25 protein-coding genes are annotated in these 20,295 nt (G+C 58.0%); 16 read left to right on the forward strand and 9 right to left on the reverse strand.

Features of this window, described 5'->3' with window-relative positions; genetic code table 11:
* The first annotated feature begins 95 nt into the window (after positions 1–95).
* Together AC5EFR_RS20195 and AC5EFR_RS20200 are read left to right on the forward strand one after the other, a co-directional pair.
* A complete protein-coding gene (locus AC5EFR_RS20195) occupies positions 96–977 on the forward strand; it encodes a LysR family transcriptional regulator (protein WP_493577536.1) in 882 nt (293 codons plus the stop codon).
* Entirely contained in the window at positions 974–1,885 is a 912-nt protein-coding gene (locus AC5EFR_RS20200; RefSeq protein WP_493577537.1) for a DMT family transporter, read from the forward strand. Before AC5EFR_RS20195 ends, AC5EFR_RS20200 begins: the two co-directional genes overlap by 4 nt.
* On the opposite strand, the gene AC5EFR_RS20205 is transcribed toward AC5EFR_RS20200, so the two are convergent.
* Together AC5EFR_RS20205 and AC5EFR_RS20210 are read right to left on the reverse strand one after the other, a co-directional pair.
* A complete protein-coding gene (locus tag AC5EFR_RS20205) occupies positions 1,867–2,241 on the reverse strand; it encodes an ArsR/SmtB family transcription factor (RefSeq protein WP_493577538.1) in 375 nt (124 codons plus the stop codon). The two genes, AC5EFR_RS20200 and AC5EFR_RS20205, sit on opposite strands and share 19 nt — an antisense overlap.
* 31 nt (positions 2,242–2,272) lie before the next feature.
* Entirely contained in the window at positions 2,273–2,479 is a 207-nt protein-coding gene (locus AC5EFR_RS20210) for a hypothetical protein (RefSeq protein WP_493577539.1), read from the reverse strand.
* A gap of 108 nt (positions 2,480–2,587) precedes the next feature.
* Here AC5EFR_RS20210 and AC5EFR_RS20215 point away from each other — a divergent pair, with 108 nt between their 5' ends.
* From AC5EFR_RS20215 to AC5EFR_RS20245, 7 genes are all read left to right on the forward strand, one after another.
* Positions 2,588–3,472, forward strand: coding sequence for a LysR substrate-binding domain-containing protein (locus tag AC5EFR_RS20215; RefSeq protein WP_493577540.1), 885 nt, complete (start codon positions 2,588–2,590; stop codon positions 3,470–3,472).
* Between the two features lie 218 nt (positions 3,473–3,690).
* Positions 3,691–4,029: an AtpZ/AtpI family protein gene (locus tag AC5EFR_RS20220; protein WP_493577541.1), complete on the forward strand. Its 339-nt coding sequence runs from the start codon at positions 3,691–3,693 to the stop codon at positions 4,027–4,029.
* Positions 4,019–4,777 carry a F0F1 ATP synthase subunit A gene (locus tag AC5EFR_RS20225; RefSeq protein WP_493577542.1) on the forward strand — a complete coding sequence of 253 codons (759 nt, stop codon included), beginning with the start codon at positions 4,019–4,021 and terminating at the stop codon, positions 4,775–4,777. Before AC5EFR_RS20220 ends, AC5EFR_RS20225 begins: the two co-directional genes overlap by 11 nt.
* A gap of 65 nt (positions 4,778–4,842) precedes the next feature.
* Positions 4,843–5,067 carry a F0F1 ATP synthase subunit C gene (locus AC5EFR_RS20230; protein WP_072630388.1) on the forward strand — a complete coding sequence of 75 codons (225 nt, stop codon included), beginning with the start codon at positions 4,843–4,845 and terminating at the stop codon, positions 5,065–5,067.
* A 90-nt stretch (positions 5,068–5,157) separates the two neighbouring features.
* On the forward strand, positions 5,158–5,709 hold the full coding sequence (locus AC5EFR_RS20235; RefSeq protein WP_493577543.1) for a F0F1 ATP synthase subunit B': 552 nt from the start codon (positions 5,158–5,160) through the stop codon (positions 5,707–5,709).
* A gap of 3 nt (positions 5,710–5,712) precedes the next feature.
* Positions 5,713–6,273, forward strand: a complete 561-nt coding sequence (locus AC5EFR_RS20240; protein WP_493577544.1) for a F0F1 ATP synthase subunit B — start codon at positions 5,713–5,715, stop codon at positions 6,271–6,273.
* 208 nt (positions 6,274–6,481) lie between these two features.
* Positions 6,482–7,291: a division plane positioning ATPase MipZ gene (locus AC5EFR_RS20245; RefSeq protein ID WP_493577545.1), complete on the forward strand. Its 810-nt coding sequence runs from the start codon at positions 6,482–6,484 to the stop codon at positions 7,289–7,291.
* Between the two features lie 114 nt (positions 7,292–7,405).
* Here AC5EFR_RS20245 and AC5EFR_RS20250 read toward each other — a convergent pair whose 3' ends face one another.
* Positions 7,406–8,614: a TsoY family (seleno)protein gene (locus tag AC5EFR_RS20250; protein ID WP_493577546.1), complete on the reverse strand. Its 1,209-nt coding sequence runs from the start codon at positions 8,612–8,614 to the stop codon at positions 7,406–7,408.
* Positions 8,615–8,863: 249 nt separating this feature from the next.
* On the opposite strand from AC5EFR_RS20250, the gene AC5EFR_RS20255 reads away from it, so the two are divergent.
* Complete coding sequence (locus AC5EFR_RS20255) at positions 8,864–9,142, forward strand: hypothetical protein (protein ID WP_493577547.1); 279 nt, start codon at positions 8,864–8,866, stop codon at positions 9,140–9,142.
* A 16-nt stretch (positions 9,143–9,158) separates the two neighbouring features.
* Here the strand turns inward: AC5EFR_RS20255 and AC5EFR_RS20260 are convergent, their stop codons facing one another.
* Positions 9,159–9,695, reverse strand: a complete 537-nt coding sequence (locus AC5EFR_RS20260; protein ID WP_493577548.1) for a hypothetical protein — start codon at positions 9,693–9,695, stop codon at positions 9,159–9,161.
* A 217-nt stretch (positions 9,696–9,912) separates the two neighbouring features.
* Between AC5EFR_RS20260 and smc the strand changes: the two genes are divergently transcribed.
* The 3 genes from smc to AC5EFR_RS20275 are packed head-to-tail and all read left to right on the forward strand — an operon-like array spanning position 9,913 to position 14,655.
* Entirely contained in the window at positions 9,913–13,368 is a 3,456-nt protein-coding gene (gene smc / locus AC5EFR_RS20265; protein ID WP_493577549.1) for a chromosome segregation protein SMC, read from the forward strand.
* Between the two features lie 53 nt (positions 13,369–13,421).
* Positions 13,422–13,775: a hypothetical protein gene (locus AC5EFR_RS20270; protein ID WP_493577550.1), complete on the forward strand. Its 354-nt coding sequence runs from the start codon at positions 13,422–13,424 to the stop codon at positions 13,773–13,775.
* A 25-nt stretch (positions 13,776–13,800) separates the two neighbouring features.
* On the forward strand, positions 13,801–14,655 hold the full coding sequence (locus AC5EFR_RS20275; protein WP_493577551.1) for a DMT family transporter: 855 nt from the start codon (positions 13,801–13,803) through the stop codon (positions 14,653–14,655).
* Here AC5EFR_RS20275 and AC5EFR_RS20280 read toward each other — a convergent pair.
* Positions 14,625–15,080: an NUDIX domain-containing protein gene (locus tag AC5EFR_RS20280; RefSeq protein ID WP_493577552.1), complete on the reverse strand. Its 456-nt coding sequence runs from the start codon at positions 15,078–15,080 to the stop codon at positions 14,625–14,627. The two genes, AC5EFR_RS20275 and AC5EFR_RS20280, sit on opposite strands and share 31 nt — an antisense overlap.
* A gap of 54 nt (positions 15,081–15,134) precedes the next feature.
* Between AC5EFR_RS20280 and AC5EFR_RS20285 the strand changes: the two genes are divergently transcribed.
* Both AC5EFR_RS20285 and AC5EFR_RS20290 read left to right on the forward strand, forming a co-directional pair.
* Positions 15,135–15,893: an esterase/lipase family protein gene (locus AC5EFR_RS20285; protein WP_493577553.1), complete on the forward strand. Its 759-nt coding sequence runs from the start codon at positions 15,135–15,137 to the stop codon at positions 15,891–15,893.
* Complete coding sequence (locus tag AC5EFR_RS20290; RefSeq protein ID WP_493577554.1) at positions 15,883–17,025, forward strand: alpha-D-ribose 1-methylphosphonate 5-triphosphate diphosphatase; 1,143 nt, start codon at positions 15,883–15,885, stop codon at positions 17,023–17,025. Before AC5EFR_RS20285 ends, AC5EFR_RS20290 begins: the two co-directional genes overlap by 11 nt.
* Before the next feature lie 60 nt (positions 17,026–17,085).
* Here the strand turns inward: AC5EFR_RS20290 and AC5EFR_RS20295 are convergent, their stop codons facing one another.
* From AC5EFR_RS20295 to AC5EFR_RS20310, 4 genes are all read right to left on the reverse strand, one after another.
* A complete protein-coding gene (locus AC5EFR_RS20295; RefSeq protein WP_493577555.1) occupies positions 17,086–18,156 on the reverse strand; it encodes a 5-(carboxyamino)imidazole ribonucleotide synthase in 1,071 nt (356 codons plus the stop codon).
* A 120-nt stretch (positions 18,157–18,276) separates the two neighbouring features.
* The gene (purE, locus tag AC5EFR_RS20300; protein WP_299935645.1) at positions 18,277–18,786 is read right to left on the reverse strand and encodes a 5-(carboxyamino)imidazole ribonucleotide mutase; all 510 of its coding nucleotides are present in this window, start codon (positions 18,784–18,786) and stop codon (positions 18,277–18,279) included.
* 67 nt (positions 18,787–18,853) lie between these two features.
* On the reverse strand, positions 18,854–19,414 hold the full coding sequence (locus AC5EFR_RS20305; protein ID WP_493577556.1) for a GNAT family N-acetyltransferase: 561 nt from the start codon (positions 19,412–19,414) through the stop codon (positions 18,854–18,856).
* Between the two features lies 1 nt (position 19,415).
* Complete coding sequence (locus AC5EFR_RS20310; RefSeq protein WP_493577557.1) at positions 19,416–19,640, reverse strand: YdcH family protein; 225 nt, start codon at positions 19,638–19,640, stop codon at positions 19,416–19,418.
* A 159-nt stretch (positions 19,641–19,799) separates the two neighbouring features.
* Between AC5EFR_RS20310 and AC5EFR_RS20315 the strand changes: the two genes are divergently transcribed.
* Positions 19,800–20,210, forward strand: coding sequence for an Hsp20 family protein (locus tag AC5EFR_RS20315; RefSeq protein WP_299926736.1), 411 nt, complete (start codon positions 19,800–19,802; stop codon positions 20,208–20,210).
* Positions 20,211–20,295: the final 85 nt, after the last annotated feature.

A 20,295-nucleotide genomic window follows, 5' to 3' on the forward strand; every position in this document is an offset into this window, starting at 1 on the left:
TTTCTTTTTGTCAGGAGAGTTCCGCGTAGGGCTTGTAATCTGGTTGGGAAGGCCGAATTCCTTTTCATAAAGAAAAATCCTAAGGCGAGGGTGCTATGCAGAATTGGGACGAAATCCGGACAGCTTTTCATGTGGCCCGAATGGGGACAGTGAGCGGAGCGGCAGAGCGTTTGGGCGTGCATCACGCCACGGTTATTCGCCATATTGATTCCCTGGAGTTGCGGCTAGGCGTGAAGCTTTTTCAACGACACACGCGTGGATATACGCCAACCGAAGCCGGTGATGACCTGTTGCGTGTGGCCCAAACCACCGATGATCAGTTTTCGCAACTCGAAGGTCGGATCAAAGGGCGCGGCAATGATGTGACCGGTGAATTGATGGTGACCTCAATTGCATCTTTTGCGCCGCTTTTGGTTCCCGCATTGGCCAGCTTTCAACGCAAATACCCCGACGTTGTGGTGCGGTTTCTAACCGGTGATCGGCTTTTCCGCCTGGAATATGGCGAAGCCCATGTGGCATTGCGCGCCGGTTCGGTGCCTTCAGAGCCAGACAATGTTGTTCAGCCCTTTATTCGGCAACCAATCGCGCTTTATGCCAGCAAAAGCTATATCGCCGAGCATGGAATGCCAAAAACCACCGCTGATCTAAAGGATCATCGCTTTGTTGGTCAGGACAGTGAAGACACGCGCGCCCCGTTTCAGGTGTGGCTGATGAAGCATGTGCCCTTTGACAATGTGATGTTCCGCGGAACCGATTGGCGGTCGCTTGTTCATGCGATTTTGGCCGGTGCCGGGATCGGGTTTTTGCGGGTAAGCGAAGCGGCGATACACCCCGAGTTGGTTCAGGTCATGGCCCCTGAGGAGGATTGGAGCGCGCCGATGTGGTTGGTGACCCATGTGGACTTGCATCGCACCGCCAAAGTTCAGGCGTTCCTCAAACATCTAAAAGAATACAGCGCCAAAGAGCTTGACGCATGAACCAACGGCTGACTGACCCGCAGCGCGGACATTTGGCGATGTTGGGTTTTTCGGCCCTCGTTGCGGGTTCCTTTTCGCTTGGCGGCATGACGGCCGGGCACATTGAGCCCGAGGTTTTAAACGCGGTGCGTTTTGTGGTGGCCAGTGTGATGATGGGCCTCGCGGCCTGGATCACCGGCGGGATGAGCCGTCAGGTTTGGAACGCGCCGTGGCGCTACTTTGTTCTTGCCGGGCTATTCGCCTTTTACTTTGTCACAATGTTCGAGGGGTTGAAGACCGCTGCACCGGTGAGCATGGCGGCGGTTTTCACGCTTAACCCGGCGCTCACGGCATTGTTTGGTTGTATTCTGATCCGACAAATCACGACTCCGCGCATGGCCTTGGCGATTGTGATTGGCGGGATTGGGGCCTTGTGGGTGATCTTTCGCGGTGATCCGGCCTTGGCGATGCGGTTTGAAATCGGCAAAGGCGAGATGATCTATTTTTGGGGCTGCATCGCACATGCGCTTTATGCGCCTTTGGTGCGGGTGCTAAGCCGGGGGGAACCGGCGTTGGCCTTTACCACCGGTGTTTTGGGGGCCGGAGCGATTATCCTGTGTCTTTGGGCGGGCTCAAACCTTGTGGCGGCGGATTGGGTTAACATGCCGAACATCGTTTGGGTCACGATCTTTTACACCGCAATCGCCGCGACAGGTTTGACGTTTTTGGCGTTGCGGTACGCGGCGCTACGCCTACCGAGTGCCAAGGTCATGGCCTATACATATTTGGTCCCAAGCTGGGTGATATTATGGGAGTTGGCCTTGGGGCGCGAGGTTCCGTCCGGCATGGTTTTGCCCGGTGTTGCTCTGACGGTGCTGGCGCTGGCCTTGTTGCTCAAGGATGAGGAGCCTCAGGTGGCATCGGCTTGATCTTGCGGGCCGTCCTTTGATGGTGTGTCTGATGGCTCGGCCAGTTCGACCTCAAGAAACCGTTCAAACGCATCAAGGTTGACCGGCTCAAACTGGCCAAACCCCTGCATCCAGACCGACGCTTCGCGCATCGCGTCCGGCTCGAGCTTGCACCATTTGACCCGACCGCGTTTTTCCTGACTGATCAATCCGGCATTGGCGAGGATCATCAGGTGTTTTGAGATCGCGGCCAGCGACATGTCAAACGGGGCGGCCACATCGGTGACGGCCATGTCATCCTCAAGCAGCATCGACAAAATGCGACGGCGAGTCGGGTCGGCCAAAGCGGCAAAGACGGTGTCGAGTGTGCTGGTCATGGCGCATCGTTACACCGTTCTTGCCAGATGTTCAAAAGCCATGCGGGTCGCGGGTGTTGAGCCGATAGCGATAAATCTCATTCTCGCCGAAGCCGATGTCGCGCAGGTGGTGGTCGCTTAACCCTTTGGGGACCTCGTCTATAGGGTCATGTTCCTTGGGCCAAAGGGAGCGCAAAAGGGTGAAAAAGGGTGCAAGCGTCCAGCGCCGCACGAAGCGGGGTGTTGTGTCATGTGCCATTTTTAGGCCCTGTGTGTTTGTGAGTATGTTCTCTTTCACCATATTTTTAAACGCATTGGCAAATGCTCTTCCTTGACATCTCTTGTGCAAAAAACGCACAAATATGACATGCCCCGGAGTTTGCCCCCCTTAAATGCCCTGCGTGCCTTTGAGGCGGCAGGGCGCCATGGCAGCTTTAGTCGCGCGGCTGAAGAACTGGCCGTGAGCCATTCTTCGATCAGCCGCCATGTGCGCGGATTGGAGCAGCGGCTTGGGGTGCAATTGTTTCGCGATGTGGCGCGTGGCGTAGAATTGACAGCCGAAGGACGCGGATACTTGCAGCGGGTTTCGCCCGTCTTTGATGTGATTTCCGAAGCCACAGAAGAAATGACCGGCCGGGCGTCGGGTGTTGTGACGATCAGCTGTGAGCCGACCTTTGCGCAACACTGGCTTATGCCGCGGTTGTCGCGGTTTCTAGAGGCTTATCCCGAGGTGGAGCCGCGCATCGAGGCGTCAAGCATGTTGGCGGACCTTGGGGCCTTTGAGGCGGATGTGGCGATCCGATCAGTCATTCACAGCCAACCGGAGCACATCAGCTATGTCATTACCAATGCGCCGGTCTATGCCTATGGCTGTCCACAGCGTTTTGGGCATATCAGCGACCCCGCGGAGCTTGTGACCCTTCGTCGCTACCGCGACCGCCGAGGTGATCCGTGGCGGGATTGGTTTATCGCGGCTGGGGTCGATCCGGATCAGGTGCCTGCACCGGAATGGCGGTTGCGCGCCAGCCTTTCGATCGAGGCGGCTCTGGCAGGGTTGGGTGTTTTGTTGATCACCGAGGATGTGGCAGAGCGGCATGTGCGGCGCGGTGATCTGGTCCGTTTGTTCGACATCGGGCTGCGCGGCGGCTCGTATCAGCTTCTCCTTGAGGCGCAGGCCGAACGGCGGCGCGCGGTTCGGATGTTTCGCGATTGGATCATCCAAGAAGGTGCGCCATTTCGCCAAAGGGGTTGAAAACGCAGCATTTGGACACTCAACGTTTTGGTTGAATATGAAAATGCAGCCCATTTAGCGCCAACAGGCCCTGCGGCGGAATCGCACGCGCGATGGATGTCCTGATTTTATAACTTTAAATCAAAGAGATATCGGCCTTTGATGGCGTGTTAACGGCGTGTTGACTCGGGGGGCGTGCCGACATACCAACCCCATGAACTCCAACTGGGGCGAATTGCGTGACTGAAACCGATCTTGAGCAGAAGCGAAAAGAGCTGGAAGCCAAGATTGAAGCGGCCAAAGGGCCGGGCGGCGGCAAGAAGCACCAAGAGGAGCACTATTCCATGGCCAATCAGGCCTGGCGGATGGTGACGGAATTGGTGGCCGGTCTAGGGATCGGCTTTGGCATCGGATACGGGCTTGATGTGCTGCTTGGCACGACGCCTTTGTTTATGGTGCTGTTTATAATGTTGGGTCTGGCGGCAGGCGTGAACGTAATGCTTCGCACCGCCAAAGAGATCCAAGAGACACAAGAGGCCTCGCAAGGGGCGACCGAAGGGGACAAAAATGGCGACTGAGACCGCAGCAGCAGAAGGCAGCAGCCTGGTATTCCACCCAATGGATCAGTTCATCGTCAAGCCACTGTTTGGCGACGGTGCGGTTGGCATGTTCACCATCACCAACTCGACCCTGTGGATGTTGATCGCGATCCTTGCCATCGTTGGCCTGATGGTCATCGGCACCTCGCGCCGCGCCATCGTGCCATCGCGCAGCCAGTCGATTGCCGAACTCGCCTACGGTTTCGTTTACAAGATGATCGAAGACGTGACCGGCAAAGACGGTCTGGTTTACTTCCCCTACATCATGACGCTGTTCATGTTCATCGTCTTCGCCAACTTCCTTGGCCTGATCCCGATGAGCTTTACCACAACATCGCACTTTGCTGTGACCGTGGTTCTGGCCTTTGCCGTGTTCCTGACCGTGACCATCCTTGGTTTCGTCAAAAACGGTGCTGGTTTCTTGGGTCTGTTCTGGGTGTCGAGCGCGCCACTGGCGCTGCGCCCGATCTTGGCGATTATCGAGCTGATCTCGTACTTTGTGCGTCCGGTTAGCCACTCCATTCGTCTTGCCGGTAACGTTATGGCCGGTCACGCGGTTATCAAGGTCTTCGCGGGTTTCGCCGCCATCGCCGTGATCAGCCCCGTGTCCATCCTCGCGATCACCGCGATGTACGGTTTGGAAATCCTCGTGGCCTTTATCCAGGCCTACGTGTTCACAATCTTGACTTGCGTGTATCTCAAAGACGCACTGCACCCGTCACACTAATGGCTCGGCAGGGTTCTCCTGCCAAACCACAATTACTCAACTTCCAATCGTAAGGAGATAGGAATATGGAAGGCGATCTCGCACACATCGGCGCAGGCCTGGCAGCAATCGGTTCCGGCGCAGCCGCAATCGGGGTAGGTAACGTTGCAGGCAACTTCCTTGCCGGCGCATTGCGCAACCCATCGGCAGCAGCCGGTCAGACAGCAACACTCTTCATCGGTATCGCGTTCGCGGAAGCACTGGGCATCTTTGCATTCCTCGTATCGCTGCTGCTGATGTTCGCCGTATAATCCACGGAACATAATCCTTACGCGCGGGCGGATCAGACCATCGTTTGACCCGCCCGATCGAAAGACAACGTTCCGACGGAGGACAGACATATGGCGTCTGATACACACGCTGCCGAAGCCGTCAGCTCCTGCGTAGATTCGCACGGGTCCGCTGTTGGCATGCCGCAGCTTTGCGGCGACTGGATCGGCAACCAGGTTTTCTGGCTGGTGATCACTCTGGTGGTGATTTTCCTAGTGCTGTCACGCATCGCATTGCCGCGCATTGCGTCGGTTCTGGCGGAACGTCAGGGGACGATCACCAACGACATCGCCGCTGCCGAAGATCTTAAGCGCAAGGCCGAAGAAGCCGAAGCCGCTTATGACAAAGCGCTGGCTGATGCCCGTGCCGAAGCGCAAAACATCGCGCAGGCGACACGTGACGAAATTAAAGCAGAGCTCGACATAGCCCTGGAAAAAGCCGACGCAGAAATTTCTGCCAAGGCAGCCGAGTCGGAGAAGGCAATTGCCGACATCCGCGCCTCGGCCATGGAAAATGTCGAAGTTGTTGCGAAAGACACAGCCGAGGCCATCGTGGCCGTGCTGGGTGGCAAGGCCGATAGTGCCACAGTCGCCTCTGCTGTTGCCAACCGGTTGAAAGGATAAGACATGAAAAAGCTGATCCTTCCCGCCGCTCTTGGCCTCACAGCTAGCCCGGCTTTCGCAGCCTCTGGCCCGTTCTTTTCGCTGGGCAACACAGACTTTGTTGTTCTGCTTGGCTTCCTGCTCTTCTTGGGGGTGCTGGCCTATTTCAAAGTGCCCGGAATGCTGGGTGGTATGCTGGACAAGCGCGCCGAAGGCATTCGCGACGAGCTGGACGAAGCACGCAAGCTGCGTGAAGAAGCCCAGTCCCTGTTGGCCAGCTATGAGCGCAAATCGCGCGAAGTAACTGAGCAAGCAGAGCGCATTGTTGCCCATGCCAAGCAAGAGGCCGAAATGGCCGCTGAGCAGGCGAAGGAAGACATGAAAGCATCGGTTGCCCGCCGCCTTTTGGCTGCGGAATCGCAAATCGCATCGGCCGAAGCCAGCGCAATCAAAGAGGTGCGCGACAGTGCAGCCAAGGTTGCAGTTCTGGCGGCGCAAGATGTGGTTGCCGATCAGATGACTGCCAAAGACGCAGGCAAACTGATCGACGACTCGATTGCCGAAGTGGGCGCAAAGCTTCACTAAGCGTTCAGAATTCTGACTTAGATCAAGGCCCGGACCACATGGTTCCGGGCCTTTTTCATGTCTGGTGGTCCCGGTTGCTCTGTGGGGCGCAAGACACGGGAGGCGGGTGATGAGCTGCGCCTGTCTTTCCTTGACGGCCACCCAGATATAGGATCAAACCAGCCCTCCACAGGCATATATAGGCTGGGCATAACCAAAGAGGCGCATCGTGGCACATACAATTGTTGTCGGGAACGAAAAGGGCGGAGCGGGGAAATCCACCGTCTCTATGCATGTTGCAACCGCATTGGCCCGCATGGGTCATCGGGTTGGCACGCTTGATCTTGATCTGCGCCAAAAGAGCATGGGGCGCTATCTTGAAAACCGCCGCAAGTATTTGGACAGTAAGGGGTTGGACCTTCCGACGCCGGTTTATGTTGATTTGCCACCAACCGACGCCCAGAACGCGCCGGATGGTGACAAGGCCTATGATCATCGGCTTAGCCAAGCGGTGGCCGAGCTTGAGGCGCAGGCCGATTTTATCGTGATCGACTGCCCCGGATCGCACACGCGGTTGAGCCAAGTCGCGCATTCGCTTGCCGATACGCTGATCACGCCTCTGAACGATAGCTTTGTTGATTTCGACCTTTTGGCCAAGATTGACAATGATGGTGAGAAGATCATCGGCCCGTCGGTCTATTCTGAAATGGTCTGGTCTGCGCGTCAGTTGCGGGCGCAGGCGGGGCTTCAGCCGATTGACTGGATCGTGTTGCGCAACCGTTTGGGCGCGCAGCAGATGGTCAACAAGAAGAAGATGGAAAGCGCCCTAGAGCGCCTGTCCAAGCGGATCGGGTTTCGCATCGCGCCGGGCTTTAACGAACGGGTGGTTTTTCGCGAGTTGTTTCCACGCGGGCTAACCCTATTGGACTTGCGCGATGTTGGGGTGAAACAGCTCAACATTTCCAATATCGCCGCGCGTCAGGAATTGCGCGATCTGATCAAGGCGCTGAACCTGCCGGGGGTTGAGGTTGATTTCTAAGGGCCAGATGGGGCGCTGCCCGGTCTCAGCAAGCTGAGACTCTCCGGGTTTTTTTGGCACAGAAAACGCAAAGGTCGGGCACTATGACCCGGCCTTTTGGTGTTTTTAGAGGGCTTATTCAGCGGGAACCGCAGCGGCGGTTTGGGTGCTGAAATGTTGGCGGCCCAAGCGCAGGATCAGCGCGATGGCGATGATCTGGGCGACGATGGCGATGCCGGTGACGCCCCAGTAGGCGATGCCGAACTTAGCTATCAGGCCGGAGGCAACCAAACCCTTGTTCACAAAGAACTGAATCATCACCGACAGGGCAACGGCAGGACAAACCAGCGCATAGGAACCGGGCGAGGTTTTGGAGCCCATGACAAAGTCGTTGAAGTAGCCTTGGGCACGCAGAACCACGACACCAAGGCCAAGGAAAGCGAGCTGAATCGCCAGAAGACGGGTCAAGAAGATCATTGTTTCGCCAGCCGACCCATGCACGTCGAGCGTGGTGTGTAGCCCGTGGTTTTGGCGCAGGAACATGATGCCAAGAACGGTGACGATGGGCACAACGATCATCAGGGTTGGGCCTGCTTCGCGGGCGGTCCCATGTTGCAACATTGACGAAATCGCCGAGGAGGCCGCAAGCAGGGTGTAGAGGATCGCGGTCACGCCAAGAATGGTTGAGAGGACCAGCGAGACGCCGACGGTGGCGGCGTTTGTGCTCATCGCGGCGGGGGCCGAGAAGCCCACGGCGACCATGGAAACGGCAAAGGCGGGAAGAAGTTGGGCAAAGCTGTTGTGCGCGGTGACGTCGAACACGCCGCCTTGGGACAGGACGCGGCCAAGGAAGCGGCCGATCAGGCTAAAGGCCAAGACGCCAATGGCGGCAAAGGCGATGAGGGCGAGCGGGAACAGGTATTCGACCACGCCCCAGAGGCCGGGGACAAAGACCAGACCAACGATAAACAGCGCGTTTACGGTCATTGCCATGGCAAGCGGCATGGCAAGAATGGTCGATTCCGCGTTGGAGGAGATCAGCTTTTGATAGGCGTCGGTTTGTTTGAAGGCCGAGAAGGCCGACATGTTCCAGGCCAGCATTTTGAGGTTGAGGAAGGTGAAATAAGCAATACCGATCCATGCGATCACGATGGCGGCCTGCATCATTGGTCCGCCGGTGTTGAAAGCGGTCATGATGTCTTCGAAAATCGGGACAGGGCGGCCGGGATGTGGGACCCAGAACATCAGGAACAAGAAGAATGTGACGGTTGCACCCCCTGCGCCCAGCGAGGCGAGGAAGTAGAGCGGTGAATAGGTGTCCGCTGGTTTTGTATGCGTGGCCATGGGAGGCTCCATTAATATTCCGAAACTGGAATACAATAAGCATTCCAAAACTGGAATGTAAATGGAAATCTTTGAAGGCGGGGTAAGTCCGTCGGGATTAACCAATTGGTAACCAGTTTTAAGCATGAATAACCCATGCGTATCCTTTTGCTTTTAATGATTATTGGGCTTGGAGCTTGCAAACATGCGGGCCCTGGGTTTCGCGGCGCTCCCCAGATCGAGAAAAGTTATGATGGGTCAAGATTCACCATGAGCCGCCGTGGAAATGTGATCGAAATGATTCGTATTTCACCGGAATGGCTTCCGAAGTTCCCCGACATTTCGCGTAAAGCCGCCCTATTGGCCGAAGCTGAGACAAGCTGCAAAGCGGCGTGGGTCGAAGGCGATCCAGCAATGATGTGGGTTGGCTTGAAGTGCGAAGGTGAGCGTGTTCCCAAACGCCCTAGGCGACCCCGTACCGTGTTCTGTGAGATTGAAGACCTCTACAAACGTGGGGAAAGCTTAGCCGGGTATATGACCTGCCAATAACCGGCTAAGGTGTGTTCTATTTCTGAGACTTGAGCGTGACCGTGATCGGCGGATACTTGAACTCGTCCTTTTCGTTATCTGTACTTGCTGCCGCAACAGCACCGATAATGATAGCCCCCAACACGCCTGTTCCTGCTGCTGACTGATGACGCTGGGCCGAGGTGAAATTGTAGGCGTTGACAGTGGCGGACCCGGATTGATCGCCCGTTTCACAGCGCACAAAGAGCGCGGGGGAATTGGGGCCGTAGTCAGGAACAACAACATTCGCGGGGGTGTTAAACGACGCTTTGTAGACACCGCTATCTAAAGTACAGGGGACACCGGTGAGTTCGGTTTGGCCCTTTTCACCTTTGCCTCGTGTGCGGATTTGAACGGTTTCCTGACCGCGGAATCGAGGTACGGGATTGCCCTGTGCGCGCTGCTGGGCGTAGACGTCAACACCAACCGCATTGCGTGGCGTATTGGGCTTGATGACGATGGGCGGGGTGGTAATTTCAGCGGAGCTGCAAGCCGACAAACCTAGAATACAGACAACCCAAACGTAGTTTTTCACAAAGACCTCTCTTTACGTTTTACAGACAACTGAACCCTTATAGCGCGTTCACGGGTGGGCCATAGTCGAAACTTGTATTCCGTGACGATGCCGCAATATCTTGTGGACAAGTGCCGGGTTGCCGCCAAATAGGCGTGTATTTCGTTGACTCTGAGGCTAAGGACCCGCCAATCTGACCGGTACACACGGAATCAGACGTCATGTAGGGCCACGCCTTTTGCGCTTTAACAAACTCAGACTGACAGGCTTCAAAAGCTTTGTTGATCCAACCGATCTGCTGATTGCGGATGGGTTAACGGGGGTTGTTGGGCCGAACGGATGCGGAAAATCCAATCTGCTTGAGGCGCTGCGCTGGGTGATGGGTGAAACGCGGGCCAAGGCCATGCGTGGCGGCGGCATGGAAGACGTGATCTTTGCCGGAGCCGCCACGAGACCAGCGCGCAACTTTGCCGAAGTGCTTTTGACCATCGACAATAGCGACCGCTTGGCCCCGGCGGGGTTCAACGACAGCGATCAGCTTGAAATCGTGCGCCGCATCACCCGTGACGTCGGCAGCGCCTATAAGGTGAACACCAAGGACACCCGAGCACGCGACGTACAGATGTTGTTTGCGGATGCGTCTACCGGGGCCCATTCCCCGGCGCTTGTTCGGCAGGGGCAGATTTCGGAGCTTATCAACGCCAAACCCAAGAACCGTCGCAAGGTCTTGGAAGATGCCGCCGGGATCGGGGGACTATATCAACGCCGTCACGAGGCCGAGTTAAAGCTTAAGAACGCCGAGTCCAACCTGTTGCGGGTGGATGATGTTGTCGAACAGCTGGCAGGGCAGTTGGGGCAATTGGCGCGTCAGGCCAAACAGGCGGCGCGCTATCGTGCGATTGGCGAGGAATTGCGCCAGTCCGAAGGCATGTTGCTTTACCGTCGCTGGCGTGAGGCAGAAGACGCCCGCCTAACGGCGGAAACGCAGCTTCGCGAGATGATTGGCCATGCGGCGCAGGCGGAAAAGATTGTGATCGCAACGGCGGCAAAACGGGCCGCCGGTGAGGAAGCCTTGCCGCCATTGCGCGAAGAAGAGGCCATCGCCGCGGCGGTCTTGCAACGGCTTGTGGTGCAGCGCGATGCGCTTTCGGATCAGGAAAAACGCGCGGTTGAGGCGATCAATACGCTCAAGCGGCGGATCGAACAGCTTGACCGTGACATGGAGCGCGAGGCTGGGTTGAACCGGGATGCGGGCGAAACCATTGAGCAATTGCAATGGGAGGCGCGCGAGCTAGAAAAGGCCGCCGAAGGGCACGACGATCGCCTAGAAGAGGCGGCGGAGATGGCATCGGAAGCCGGTAGTATTTTGCACGAACGCGAGGCCGACCTTGCCCAGCGCACCGAAGATGTGGCGCGCTTGTCAGCACGGCACCAATCGGCGCAACGCTTTGTTGCCGATAGCCGGAAATCCATGGATCGCGCCGAAGGCGAAGTCACGCGGGCGCGTCAGGCGGTGGGGCAAGCCACGCTGACTTTGGACACGTCACGCGAAGCTGCCGAAACGGCGGAGCAGGCGCAAGAGGATGCGCAGGCCATGGCGGAACGGGCCGAGGAATTGTTGGCCAATGCCGAAGAGACACGGGCCGAAACCCAATCCCGCGAGGCCGAAGCGCGGGCGGAACGGTCCGAAGCCGAGGGCGAGATGAACGCGCTTAGGGCCGAGGTCACGGCGCTTGCGCGTTTGTTGGAACGGGACACTGCCGAAGGGGGTCAGATTCTTGACCGACTGCAGGTGGAGCAAGGGTTTGAAAAGGCGCTTGGCGCGGCTTTGGCCGATGATTTACGTGCGCCTGAGGTTGAGGCGGATGGGCCAACCGGGTGGTCTGTGCTACCGGCCTATGATGATACTCAGGCCTTGCCTGATGGGGTGACGGCACTGTCGCAACATGTGTCGGTGCCGGATGTTTTGGCGCGGCGTATGGACCAGATCGGCCTTGTTGGCGCGGATGATGGCGCGCGGTTGCAGGCGCTTTTGAAGCCGGGTCAGCGATTGGTGACGCTTGAAGGCGATTTGTGGCGCTGGGACGGGTTCCGCGCCTGGGCCGAAGACCAACCCTCGGCGGCGGCGCTACGATTGGAGCAGCTGAACCGGCTTGAAGGGTTGAAGCAGGAAATGGCGGCGGCCACGGCGCATTTGGATGGCACACGGTCGGCACATGAGGCGTTGCAGGCACGTATGGCCGAACTTACGGCGGCGGATAAATCCGCGCGTGAGGCCCGGCGGCAGGCCGATCAACAGCTTACCCAAGCCAACCGAGCATTCAACCGGGCCGAAGCCGATCGCGACATGGCGGAAAGCAAACTGGAAAGCGCCGGGCTTTCGGTGCGCCGCTATGAAGAAGAAATCGAAACCGCGCGCGAACAGTTGGACGAGGCCGAACGCGCCTTGGCCGATTTGGACGATTTGGACGAGGCCCGCGGTCAGGTCGAAGACATCAAAGTGACCGTTGAAGCGGCGCGGATGACGATGATGGCCAAGCGGTCAGCCCATGACGAATTGCGCCGCGAGGGTGAGGCCCGCAAGGGGCGTGGCCAGCAGGTGACCAAGGAGTTGTCCGGCTGGCGGCACCGTTTGGAAACGGCGGAAAAGCGCGCCGGTGAATTGGCGGATCGCAAAGAGGCCAGCATCGAAGAGTTGGAAGAGGCGATCACCGTTCCAGAAGAGCTGAGCGACAAGCGCGAGGAGCTATCAGCCGGGATCGAAGAGGCCGAGGTGCGCAAGGCCGAGGCGACCGACGCCTTGAGTGTCGCGGAAACCGCCTTGCGCAATGCGATCACCGAGGAGCGCGACGCCGAGCGGTTGGCCGGTGAGGCGCGTGAAACCCGTGCACGGGCCGAAGCACGGGCCGAGGCGGCGCAGGAAACCGTTGCGGCGGCGTCGGAACGGATCACAGAAGAGCTCGACTGTGGGCCGGATGCCTTGTTGGAACAGCTCGACAAAACGCCCGATGACATGCCCGCCTCGGACCAGATCGAACATGATGTGGCGCGCCTGAAACGCCAACGCGATGCGCTTGGGGCGGTGAATCTACGTGCCGAAGAGGACGCCCGCGAAGTTCAGACCGAGCATGATGACTTGGTGCAGGAGAAGTCCGACCTTGAAGAGGCGATCAAGACCCTGCGCAGCGGTATCGCCAGCCTGAACCGCGAGGGACGCGAACGGCTTTTGACCGCGTTTGAACAGGTCAACGCCAATTTCAGCATGCTCTTTACCCATCTGTTTGGCGGCGGCGAGGCCAATCTTGTGATGGTCGAAAGCGATGATCCGCTTGAGGCCGGGCTAGAGATCATGTGCCAACCACCGGGCAAGAAGCTTTCGACGCTGTCGCTTTTGTCAGGCGGGGAACAGACCCTGACCGCGCTGGCGCTGATTTTTGGCGTTTTCCTTGCCAACCCCGCGCCGATCTGTGTGTTGGACGAGGTCGACGCGCCGCTTGATGATGCCAACGTGACCCGCTTGTGTGACATGTTGGATGAGATGTGCCGCCGTACCGATACGCGGTTCTTGATCATCACCCACCACGCGGTGACCATGGCGCGGATGGATCGGTTGTATGGTGTGACCATGCAGGAACAAGGCGTAAGTCAGCTTGTCTCGGTTGATCTGAAAAATGCGGAAAAAATGGTCGCGTGATCGTGACGGGAATGTCAGCGCTGGCTAAGATAAGCTCATCTAAGGAGGAGCTTATGCGCTTGATCTTGCTCGTGATGATGGTTTTGACCGGACCGGCCTTGGCCGACGGGTTTGCCATGAAACAAGGGGATGCGGCCTTTGATCTTGAGGGGCTGGATGGGCGTCTGCGCGGCGAGGTTCTGACCTTTTATGACGATGGGCAATCGCATTACTACGAGGATGGACGCTATAGCTACACCTATGCCAATGACGGCGGATCGGCCTATGGCTATTGGGATATCACCCCCGAGGGCGCGGTCTGTATCGAGTTTCTGAATGAATCGACCCGCTGCGATATGTATGTGAAAAATGGCGACCGGCTGATCCTGATCACCGAAGACGGCCATCGTTTCCCGGTGCGACCCTAGGGTGGGAAAAACGCAACTTTTCCTTTTGACCGCGCTGACCATGGTCGCCTTTGCCGCCAACTCGCTTTTGACCCGCGAGGCTTTGGTCGCGGGCGATATTGATGTGGCGAGCTTTGGGGCCTTGCGGTTGGGGGCCGGGGCGGTTGTTCTGGTCGGGCTGAGCCTTTGGCTGCGTCGCGACATGACCTTGGTGTCGGGCAAACGCGCGCTGAGCATCATCGGATTGCTGGCCTATATCGTTGGGTTCACGGCGGCCTATGTTGGCATGGATGCCGGTTTGGGCGCGCTATTGCTGTTTGGCACGGTTCAAGTGGCGATGTTTGCCGGGGCGGCGGTGTTGCGCGAACCCCTGCCGGGGTTGCGTGTTGCCGGGGCTTTGGTGGCGTTGGGTGGGCTGATCTACCTTGTTTGGCCGTGGCAAGGCATCGCGGATAGCAAATACAGCGTTGTGATGATGGTCATCGCCGGGATCGGCTGGGGGCTTTATTCGCTTGTTGGGCGCGGGAGCGGCAACGCCTTGGGCGATACGGCGGTCAATTTTGCGGCGGCGGCTTTGCTGTTTCCGCTGGTGATTTGGGCGCTGATGGGCGTGCCCGAAAGTGTGATCACGGCGCGCGGGGCGACCTTGGCCGTGATAAGCGGCGCGGCGACCTCGGGCCTTGGCTATGCGCTTTGGTATAGCATCTTGCCACGCTTGGGGGCCTCGGTTGGGGCGGTGGCGCAACTAACGGTTCCGCCGATAGCGATGCTTGGCGGGGTGTTGATGCTTGGCGAAATCCTGTCGACCAAGGCCATTTTGGCGACACTCATCATCCTTGGCGGGGTCGCAGTGTCGATCATCGGACCGAGTTATTTCACCAAACGCTCCAAAGCGTCATAGGCGATTTCATCGGTCCAAGGGATTCGGCGCAGGCTCTCGGGTTTCAGGCGCAGGGCCTGTACCTCATCGCGGCCAAAGAACCGTCGCTTGGTCACCACCTGTTCCGGGTCTTGCCAAACAGACGGCATGTCACCGCTCATCTGACAGCGAAAAAACACCTCAACCTGATGGAAACCGTCGTCAGGATTGTGAAATTCATTGATCAGACAGGGCGCGCCAATATCGACGTGAAACCCGCATTCTTCCATGATTTCGCGGGCCAGATTGTCGGGCAGTGATTGCCCCTTTTCAACGCCACCACCGGGCGCGCACCAAAGATCAGACTGCTGTCCGCTCTTGCTTGGCGGCCAAGCATTGACCAAAAGGACCCGGTTTTCGTGCAAAATAATGCCACGCACGGCCAAACGGATGGGGCGATTGTTCATGTCTGGCTCCTTTATCCCTTTCCTAAGGCGGGCAGGGTGCTTACTTCAAGCGCCATGAAATATCTCATTGTCTTGCTTTTGTGTGTTGCGGCCCCTGTTCGGGCCGAATGTATCGTTATGCTGCATGGGTTGGCGCGAACCGGCACATCCTTTGAGCTTATGGCGCGGGTGATGGAAGTGCAGGGTTACGACGTGGTTGTGGCGGATTACCCGTCAACCGAGGCCCCGATCGAAGAGTTGATTCAGGTGATCCCCGAAGCGGTGGCCCAATGCAAATCGCGCCCCGTTCATATGGTCACCCATTCTATGGGTGGGATATTGTTGCGATCCTATCTAAAGGACACGTCGCCAGATTGGCTTGGCCGTGTTGTGATGCTGGCCCCACCCAATCAAGGCAGTGAAATCGTTGATGAGCTGGGTGATTGGGCCCCGTTTGAGTGGATCAACGGCCCGGCCGGTTTGCAATTGCGCACGGGTCCGGATGGCGTGCCGGCGCGATTGCCCCCTGTGGGGTTTGAGCTTGGGGTGATAGCCGGGACAAACTCGCTCAACCCGGCGTTTTCGGCGATCTTGCCCGGCGAGGACGATGGCAAGGTCACCGTGGCCTCGACCCGGATTGAAGGCATGGATGCGCATATCGTTTTGCCGGTCACCCATACGTTTATCATGCAGGACCCAATGAGCATGGCGCAGGTGGCGCTGTTTTTGCGCGAAGGGCGCTTTGATCCGGGGCTTGATTGGACCGACGACGTCACCCCGGCCATGTTGACCTGTCTGGTTGGAATTTGCCCGGAGGAACCGCATGAGCATTGACGTAACCTTGCAAGGTGCGCGGGTTTTACGGCCCGATGGCTGGGAAAGCGCGCCCTTGGCGGTGTCCGGTGGCGTCTTTGTTGACGCGGCGGATGGGCGTGAGATTGACCTGACGGGCTATGACGTTTTGCCGGGCATCATAGACGTACATGGCGATGGGTTTGAACGCCACATGGCCCCGCGCCGTGGGGCGCTGCGTGAACGCGATGCGGGTATGGTGGCGGTTGCGGCGGAGCTGGCCGCGAATGGCATTACAACCGCTGTCTTGGCCCAGTTTTGGAGCTGGGAAGGCGGTTTGCGCGGCCCGGATTTCGCCCGCGAGGTGTTTGACTCGGTGCGGGTGATGCGCACCAGCGTTCCCATTGATATGCGGCTGCAATTGCGGCTTGAAACGCATTATTTGGATGAAATGGACGCGGCTGAGGCGGTGATTGATGAATTTGGTGTCGGTTATGTTGTGTTCAACGATCACTTGCCGCACGCGCGTCTGGCCGAAGGGCGCAAGCCACCAAGGTTGACCGGGCAGGCGCTCAAAAGTCGTCGGAATCCTGAGGATTACTTTAAGCTTTTGCTCGATTTGCATGGGCGCGGGGCCGAGGTTGGCCCGGCGATGGATGCGCTAACACATCGGTTGGCCGCCAAGGGGATCACCATGGGGAGCCATGATGACCACACCGCCGCCGATCGCGCCGAATGGCGGGCGCGCGGGGCGCATGTCTCTGAATTTCCAGAGACATTAGACGCGGCGCAGGCGGCCCGTGATGCGGGCGAGTTCATTGTGCTTGGTGCCCCGAATGTTGTGCGTGGGGCGAGCCATGCGGGCAATGCTTCGGCGCAAGATTTGATCGGGGCGGGGCTTTGTGATGCATTGGCGTCGGATTATCACTATCCATCACCGGCACGCGCGGCGTGGCGCTGTGTTGAGCTTGGTCTGTTGGATGAGGTTGCGGCGTGGCGGTTGGTCTCTGACGGCCCGGCGCGTTTGCTTGGACTGGAAGACCGGGGTCGCCTTGAACCGGGACTGCGGGCGGATTTCATTGTGATGGATCAAAGCAATCGCCGGATTGTCGCGACGGTTGCGGGCGGGCAAGTGGCGTGGATGAGTGGCGAGGTCGCACAACGCTTTGTCTGAGCGACCCCAAAACTTTTGCAAAAGTTTTGCAAATTCCGTGCACGGAATTTGGGCGCGCCCCTAGCCCTTGGTGATCCGATTGACGTGGGCCATTTTGCGTCCCGGTTTCACATCCGCTTTGCCATAGAGATGCAGGGCGCAGGACGGATCGGCCATCAGCTCCGGCATTTTGTCCATGTCATCGCCAATGAGGTTTTCCATTTGCACGTCGGAGTGGCGTTGTCCGTCACCAAGCGGCCAACCGGAAACCGCGCGGATGTGTTGTTCAAACTGACAACACACACAGCCGTTTTGCGTCCAGTGGCCGGAATTATGCACGCGTGGTGCGATTTCGTTGATGACAAGCCCTTGAGGAGTCACAAAGAATTCGACGCCCATGACGCCGACATAGTCCAGCGCATTCAAAATGCGACCGGCCATCAAAACCGCGTCGGTGAGAAAGCGCGACGGCACTTTGGCCGGTACTGTTGTCGTGTGCAGGATGCCGTCGCGGTGGACGTTTTCACCGGGATCATAGGCCGCGACCTGACCGTCAATTGCGCGGGCGGCGATGACCGAAATCTCGCACGTAAAGTTCACAAACCCTTCGAGAACCGCCGGGGCACCTTGCATATCGGCCAGAGCCGTTGCGGCGTCTTCGGCGGTTTTGAGGCGGGCTTGACCCTTGCCATCATAGCCAAACCGACGGGTTTTCAGGATCGACGGCGCGCCAATTTTCTCGACAGCAGCTTGCATGCTGGCGGTGTCGGTGACATCGGCAAAGGGGGCGATGCTAAGACCCAGATCGGCGAGAAAGGCCTTTTCTGTCAGGCGGTCTTGGCTGATGCGCAGGGCTTCGCGGCCGGGGCGAATGGGGCGCAGCGTTTCGAGCAGGTCCAGCGCGGAGGTTGGAATATTCTCGAATTCGTAGGTGATAACATCGACCGTATCGGCAAAGGCCCGCAGGGCGTCGGCGTCTTCGTAAGAGGCGGTGGTCACCCGATGTGCCACGTCGGCGGCGGGTGGGTTGGCGCTTGGTTCAAATATATGGGTTTTGAAGCCAAGGCGGCTGGCGGCAACTGACAACATGCGGCCAAGTTGGCCGCCTCCGAGAATACCGATGGTCGATCCGGTGGCGAGGGGAGTTGTCATGATGGGCCTCCTGTAGCGTTGCGCGCTTGATGCGGCGAAACCGCCGTTTGCGCAAGGGGGCCAAGGGGGGCATTACGGGGCAATCTGTCCGATTTGCCCCGATTTTAGGGGTTTTTGCCCTTAGACAAGATCGCGGTCGGGTTCATCGGCGATAGAAGCGGAGAGGTCGCTGCGCCATTGATCAAGACGTGCGGCAAGGTCCGGGTCCTGAAGCGCCAAAATACCAGCGGCCATCAGACCGCCGTTTTTCGCCCCCGCCGCCCCGATGGCCATAGTCGCAACCGGAAAGCCGCGCGGCATTTGCAGGATGGAATAGAGGCTATCGACGCCGGAAAGCGCGCGGGTTTGAACCGGGATGCCAATGACAGGAACCCGCGTTTTCGACGCCATCATACCGGGCAAATGCGCGGCACCACCGGCCCCGGCGATGATCACCTGAAGGCCACGATCAACGGCGGTTTTGCCATAGTCCCAGAGCCGATCCGGCGTGCGGTGGGCCGAGACGATCTTGACCTCATGCGCGACGCCCAGTTCTTCGAGAACATCGGCGGCCTCTTTCATGGTGGGCCAGTCCGATTGGCTACCCATGATGATGCCGACTTTGACGGGTGTGGTTTGTGCTGCGCTCATGATCGTCCCTCAGATGCGAAGAAGCGCGCACTATAGGCAGGCAGGCGCATAGGGCAATGCGGCGCGTTTAACCGCGGTGATCCTGTGCCAGCTTTGCCATGAGGACATCGTCATGCCATGTGTCGCCAACCCGCGCGGATTGGCGTTCAACGCCTTCACGTCGGAAGCCACAGGATTCGTAGCAGCGGATAGCGCGGGTATTGTATTCGATGACACGCAAATAAACACGGTTCAGCGCCATCTTGCCAAAGGCATGGTCGAGCAAAAGAGTGATCGCCCCGCGACCGATCCCTTGGCCCAATTGGGTGTGATTGACCAATCCGATTCCCAAGCGCGCCTTGGCATCTTTGGGATTGACGTTGTTGAGCCGGATTGATCCCGCCAAGGCACCGTCCCGTTCGATGATCCACGCATGGGGGTGGCGTTGAATTTCGGCGACCCAATCAAAGGCGGCTTCGCGGCTCCAAGGGGGGAGCTCGGCCGGGTCTTTGCCAAACATGCGGATGATGGTCGGGTCTTGGCCCAAGGTAAACCGCGCCTCGGCATCACCAGCGCGAGGCGCGCGCAGCGTTATGGTGCCGCCGTGCAACCTATCCCCGTCTGTCTCATCCCCCCCAACCAGACGCATGTCAGGCGATGATATCAGGCAATAGGCGATCTTCGATCAGGGCGATCTTGTCCTTAAGCTGTAATTTCTTCTTTTTCAGACGTTGTAAGGTGATCTGATCAAAGGTTCCGGTGGCCTGTAGGGCGCTAATGGCGACGTTGAGATCACTGTGTTCCTGCTTGAAAACCTCAAGTTCAACCCGGAGCACATCCTCGTTTTTCATGGACAGATCGGTCGGCGCGTTCATAAGAGAACCCCCTGAAATATTACTGGATTATATGATAGCGAATTAATCGCTTTGGCGCAAAGGTCTTGCGCTGCGGCATTGAGCTTCCCATATTCTAGAAACGGGGTTGCCAAGATGGGACCACGTTGTGTGACGGTCGCTTTGCAAAAGGACGTGTCGATGACCAAACTGACTTTGGGGTCCTATCCCCATATGCTCGGCTTCGAGCAACTGGAGCGTCTGCTGGAGCGGACCGCAAAATCCAGCGAAGGCTATCCGCCTTTCAATATCGAACAAACCGCAGATTACGCCTATCGGATCACGCTGGCCGTGGCCGGATTTGGTGAAGATGATCTTTCGATCACTGTAGAGGACCGTCAATTGGTCATCCGGGGTCGACAAAAGGACGATGGCGGCGAACGGGTGTTCCTGCATCGTGGTATAGCCTCGCGCCAGTTCCAGCGCAGTTTTGTGTTGGCCGATGGTGTCGAGGTTGGTGAAGCCCAAATGGAAAACGGGCTTTTACATGTGGATCTGACCATGAGCCGTCCGGAAACGGTTGTGCAGACGATCCAGATCAAGAAAGGCTGAGGCATATGTTCGAGAAGTATGATTTCGACAAACTGAACCACGAAAACGTGGTCTATGTGCGTGCGGTTCAGGGCAAGGATTTGCC

Source organism: Pelagimonas sp. (genome assembly GCF_058892305.1).

Bases quoted from the DNA above. Each gene is read 5' to 3' on its own strand.
- AC5EFR_RS20225 (WP_493577542.1), top strand. From the start codon at position 4,019: ATGGCGACTGAGACCGCAGCAGCAGAAGGCAGCAGCCTGGTATTCCAC.
- AC5EFR_RS20290 (WP_493577554.1), top strand. From the start codon at position 15,883: ATGAGCATTGACGTAACCTTGCAAGGTGCGCGGGTTTTACGGCCCGAT.
- AC5EFR_RS20205 (WP_493577538.1), bottom strand. From the start codon at position 2,241: ATGACCAGCACACTCGACACCGTCTTTGCCGCTTTGGCCGACCCGACT.
- AC5EFR_RS20240 (WP_493577544.1), top strand. From the start codon at position 5,713: ATGAAAAAGCTGATCCTTCCCGCCGCTCTTGGCCTCACAGCTAGCCCG.
- AC5EFR_RS20295 (WP_493577555.1), bottom strand. From the start codon at position 18,156: ATGACAACTCCCCTCGCCACCGGATCGACCATCGGTATTCTCGGAGGC.
- AC5EFR_RS20305 (WP_493577556.1), bottom strand. From the start codon at position 19,414: ATGCGTCTGGTTGGGGGGGATGAGACAGACGGGGATAGGTTGCACGGC.
- AC5EFR_RS20315 (WP_299926736.1), top strand. From the start codon at position 19,800: ATGACCAAACTGACTTTGGGGTCCTATCCCCATATGCTCGGCTTCGAG.
- AC5EFR_RS20270 (WP_493577550.1), top strand. From the start codon at position 13,422: ATGCGCTTGATCTTGCTCGTGATGATGGTTTTGACCGGACCGGCCTTG.
- AC5EFR_RS20195 (WP_493577536.1), top strand. From the start codon at position 96: ATGCAGAATTGGGACGAAATCCGGACAGCTTTTCATGTGGCCCGAATG.
- AC5EFR_RS20215 (WP_493577540.1), top strand. From the start codon at position 2,588: ATGCCCCGGAGTTTGCCCCCCTTAAATGCCCTGCGTGCCTTTGAGGCG.
- AC5EFR_RS20200 (WP_493577537.1), top strand. From the start codon at position 974: ATGAACCAACGGCTGACTGACCCGCAGCGCGGACATTTGGCGATGTTG.
- AC5EFR_RS20255 (WP_493577547.1), top strand. From the start codon at position 8,864: ATGAGCCGCCGTGGAAATGTGATCGAAATGATTCGTATTTCACCGGAA.
- AC5EFR_RS20230 (WP_072630388.1), top strand. From the start codon at position 4,843: ATGGAAGGCGATCTCGCACACATCGGCGCAGGCCTGGCAGCAATCGGT.
- AC5EFR_RS20310 (WP_493577557.1), bottom strand. From the start codon at position 19,640: ATGAACGCGCCGACCGATCTGTCCATGAAAAACGAGGATGTGCTCCGG.
- AC5EFR_RS20280 (WP_493577552.1), bottom strand. From the start codon at position 15,080: ATGAACAATCGCCCCATCCGTTTGGCCGTGCGTGGCATTATTTTGCAC.
- AC5EFR_RS20250 (WP_493577546.1), bottom strand. From the start codon at position 8,614: ATGGCCACGCATACAAAACCAGCGGACACCTATTCACCGCTCTACTTC.
- AC5EFR_RS20235 (WP_493577543.1), top strand. From the start codon at position 5,158: ATGGCGTCTGATACACACGCTGCCGAAGCCGTCAGCTCCTGCGTAGAT.
- AC5EFR_RS20210 (WP_493577539.1), bottom strand. From the start codon at position 2,479: ATGGCACATGACACAACACCCCGCTTCGTGCGGCGCTGGACGCTTGCA.
- purE (WP_299935645.1), bottom strand. From the start codon at position 18,786: ATGAGCGCAGCACAAACCACACCCGTCAAAGTCGGCATCATCATGGGT.
- AC5EFR_RS20285 (WP_493577553.1), top strand. From the start codon at position 15,135: ATGAAATATCTCATTGTCTTGCTTTTGTGTGTTGCGGCCCCTGTTCGG.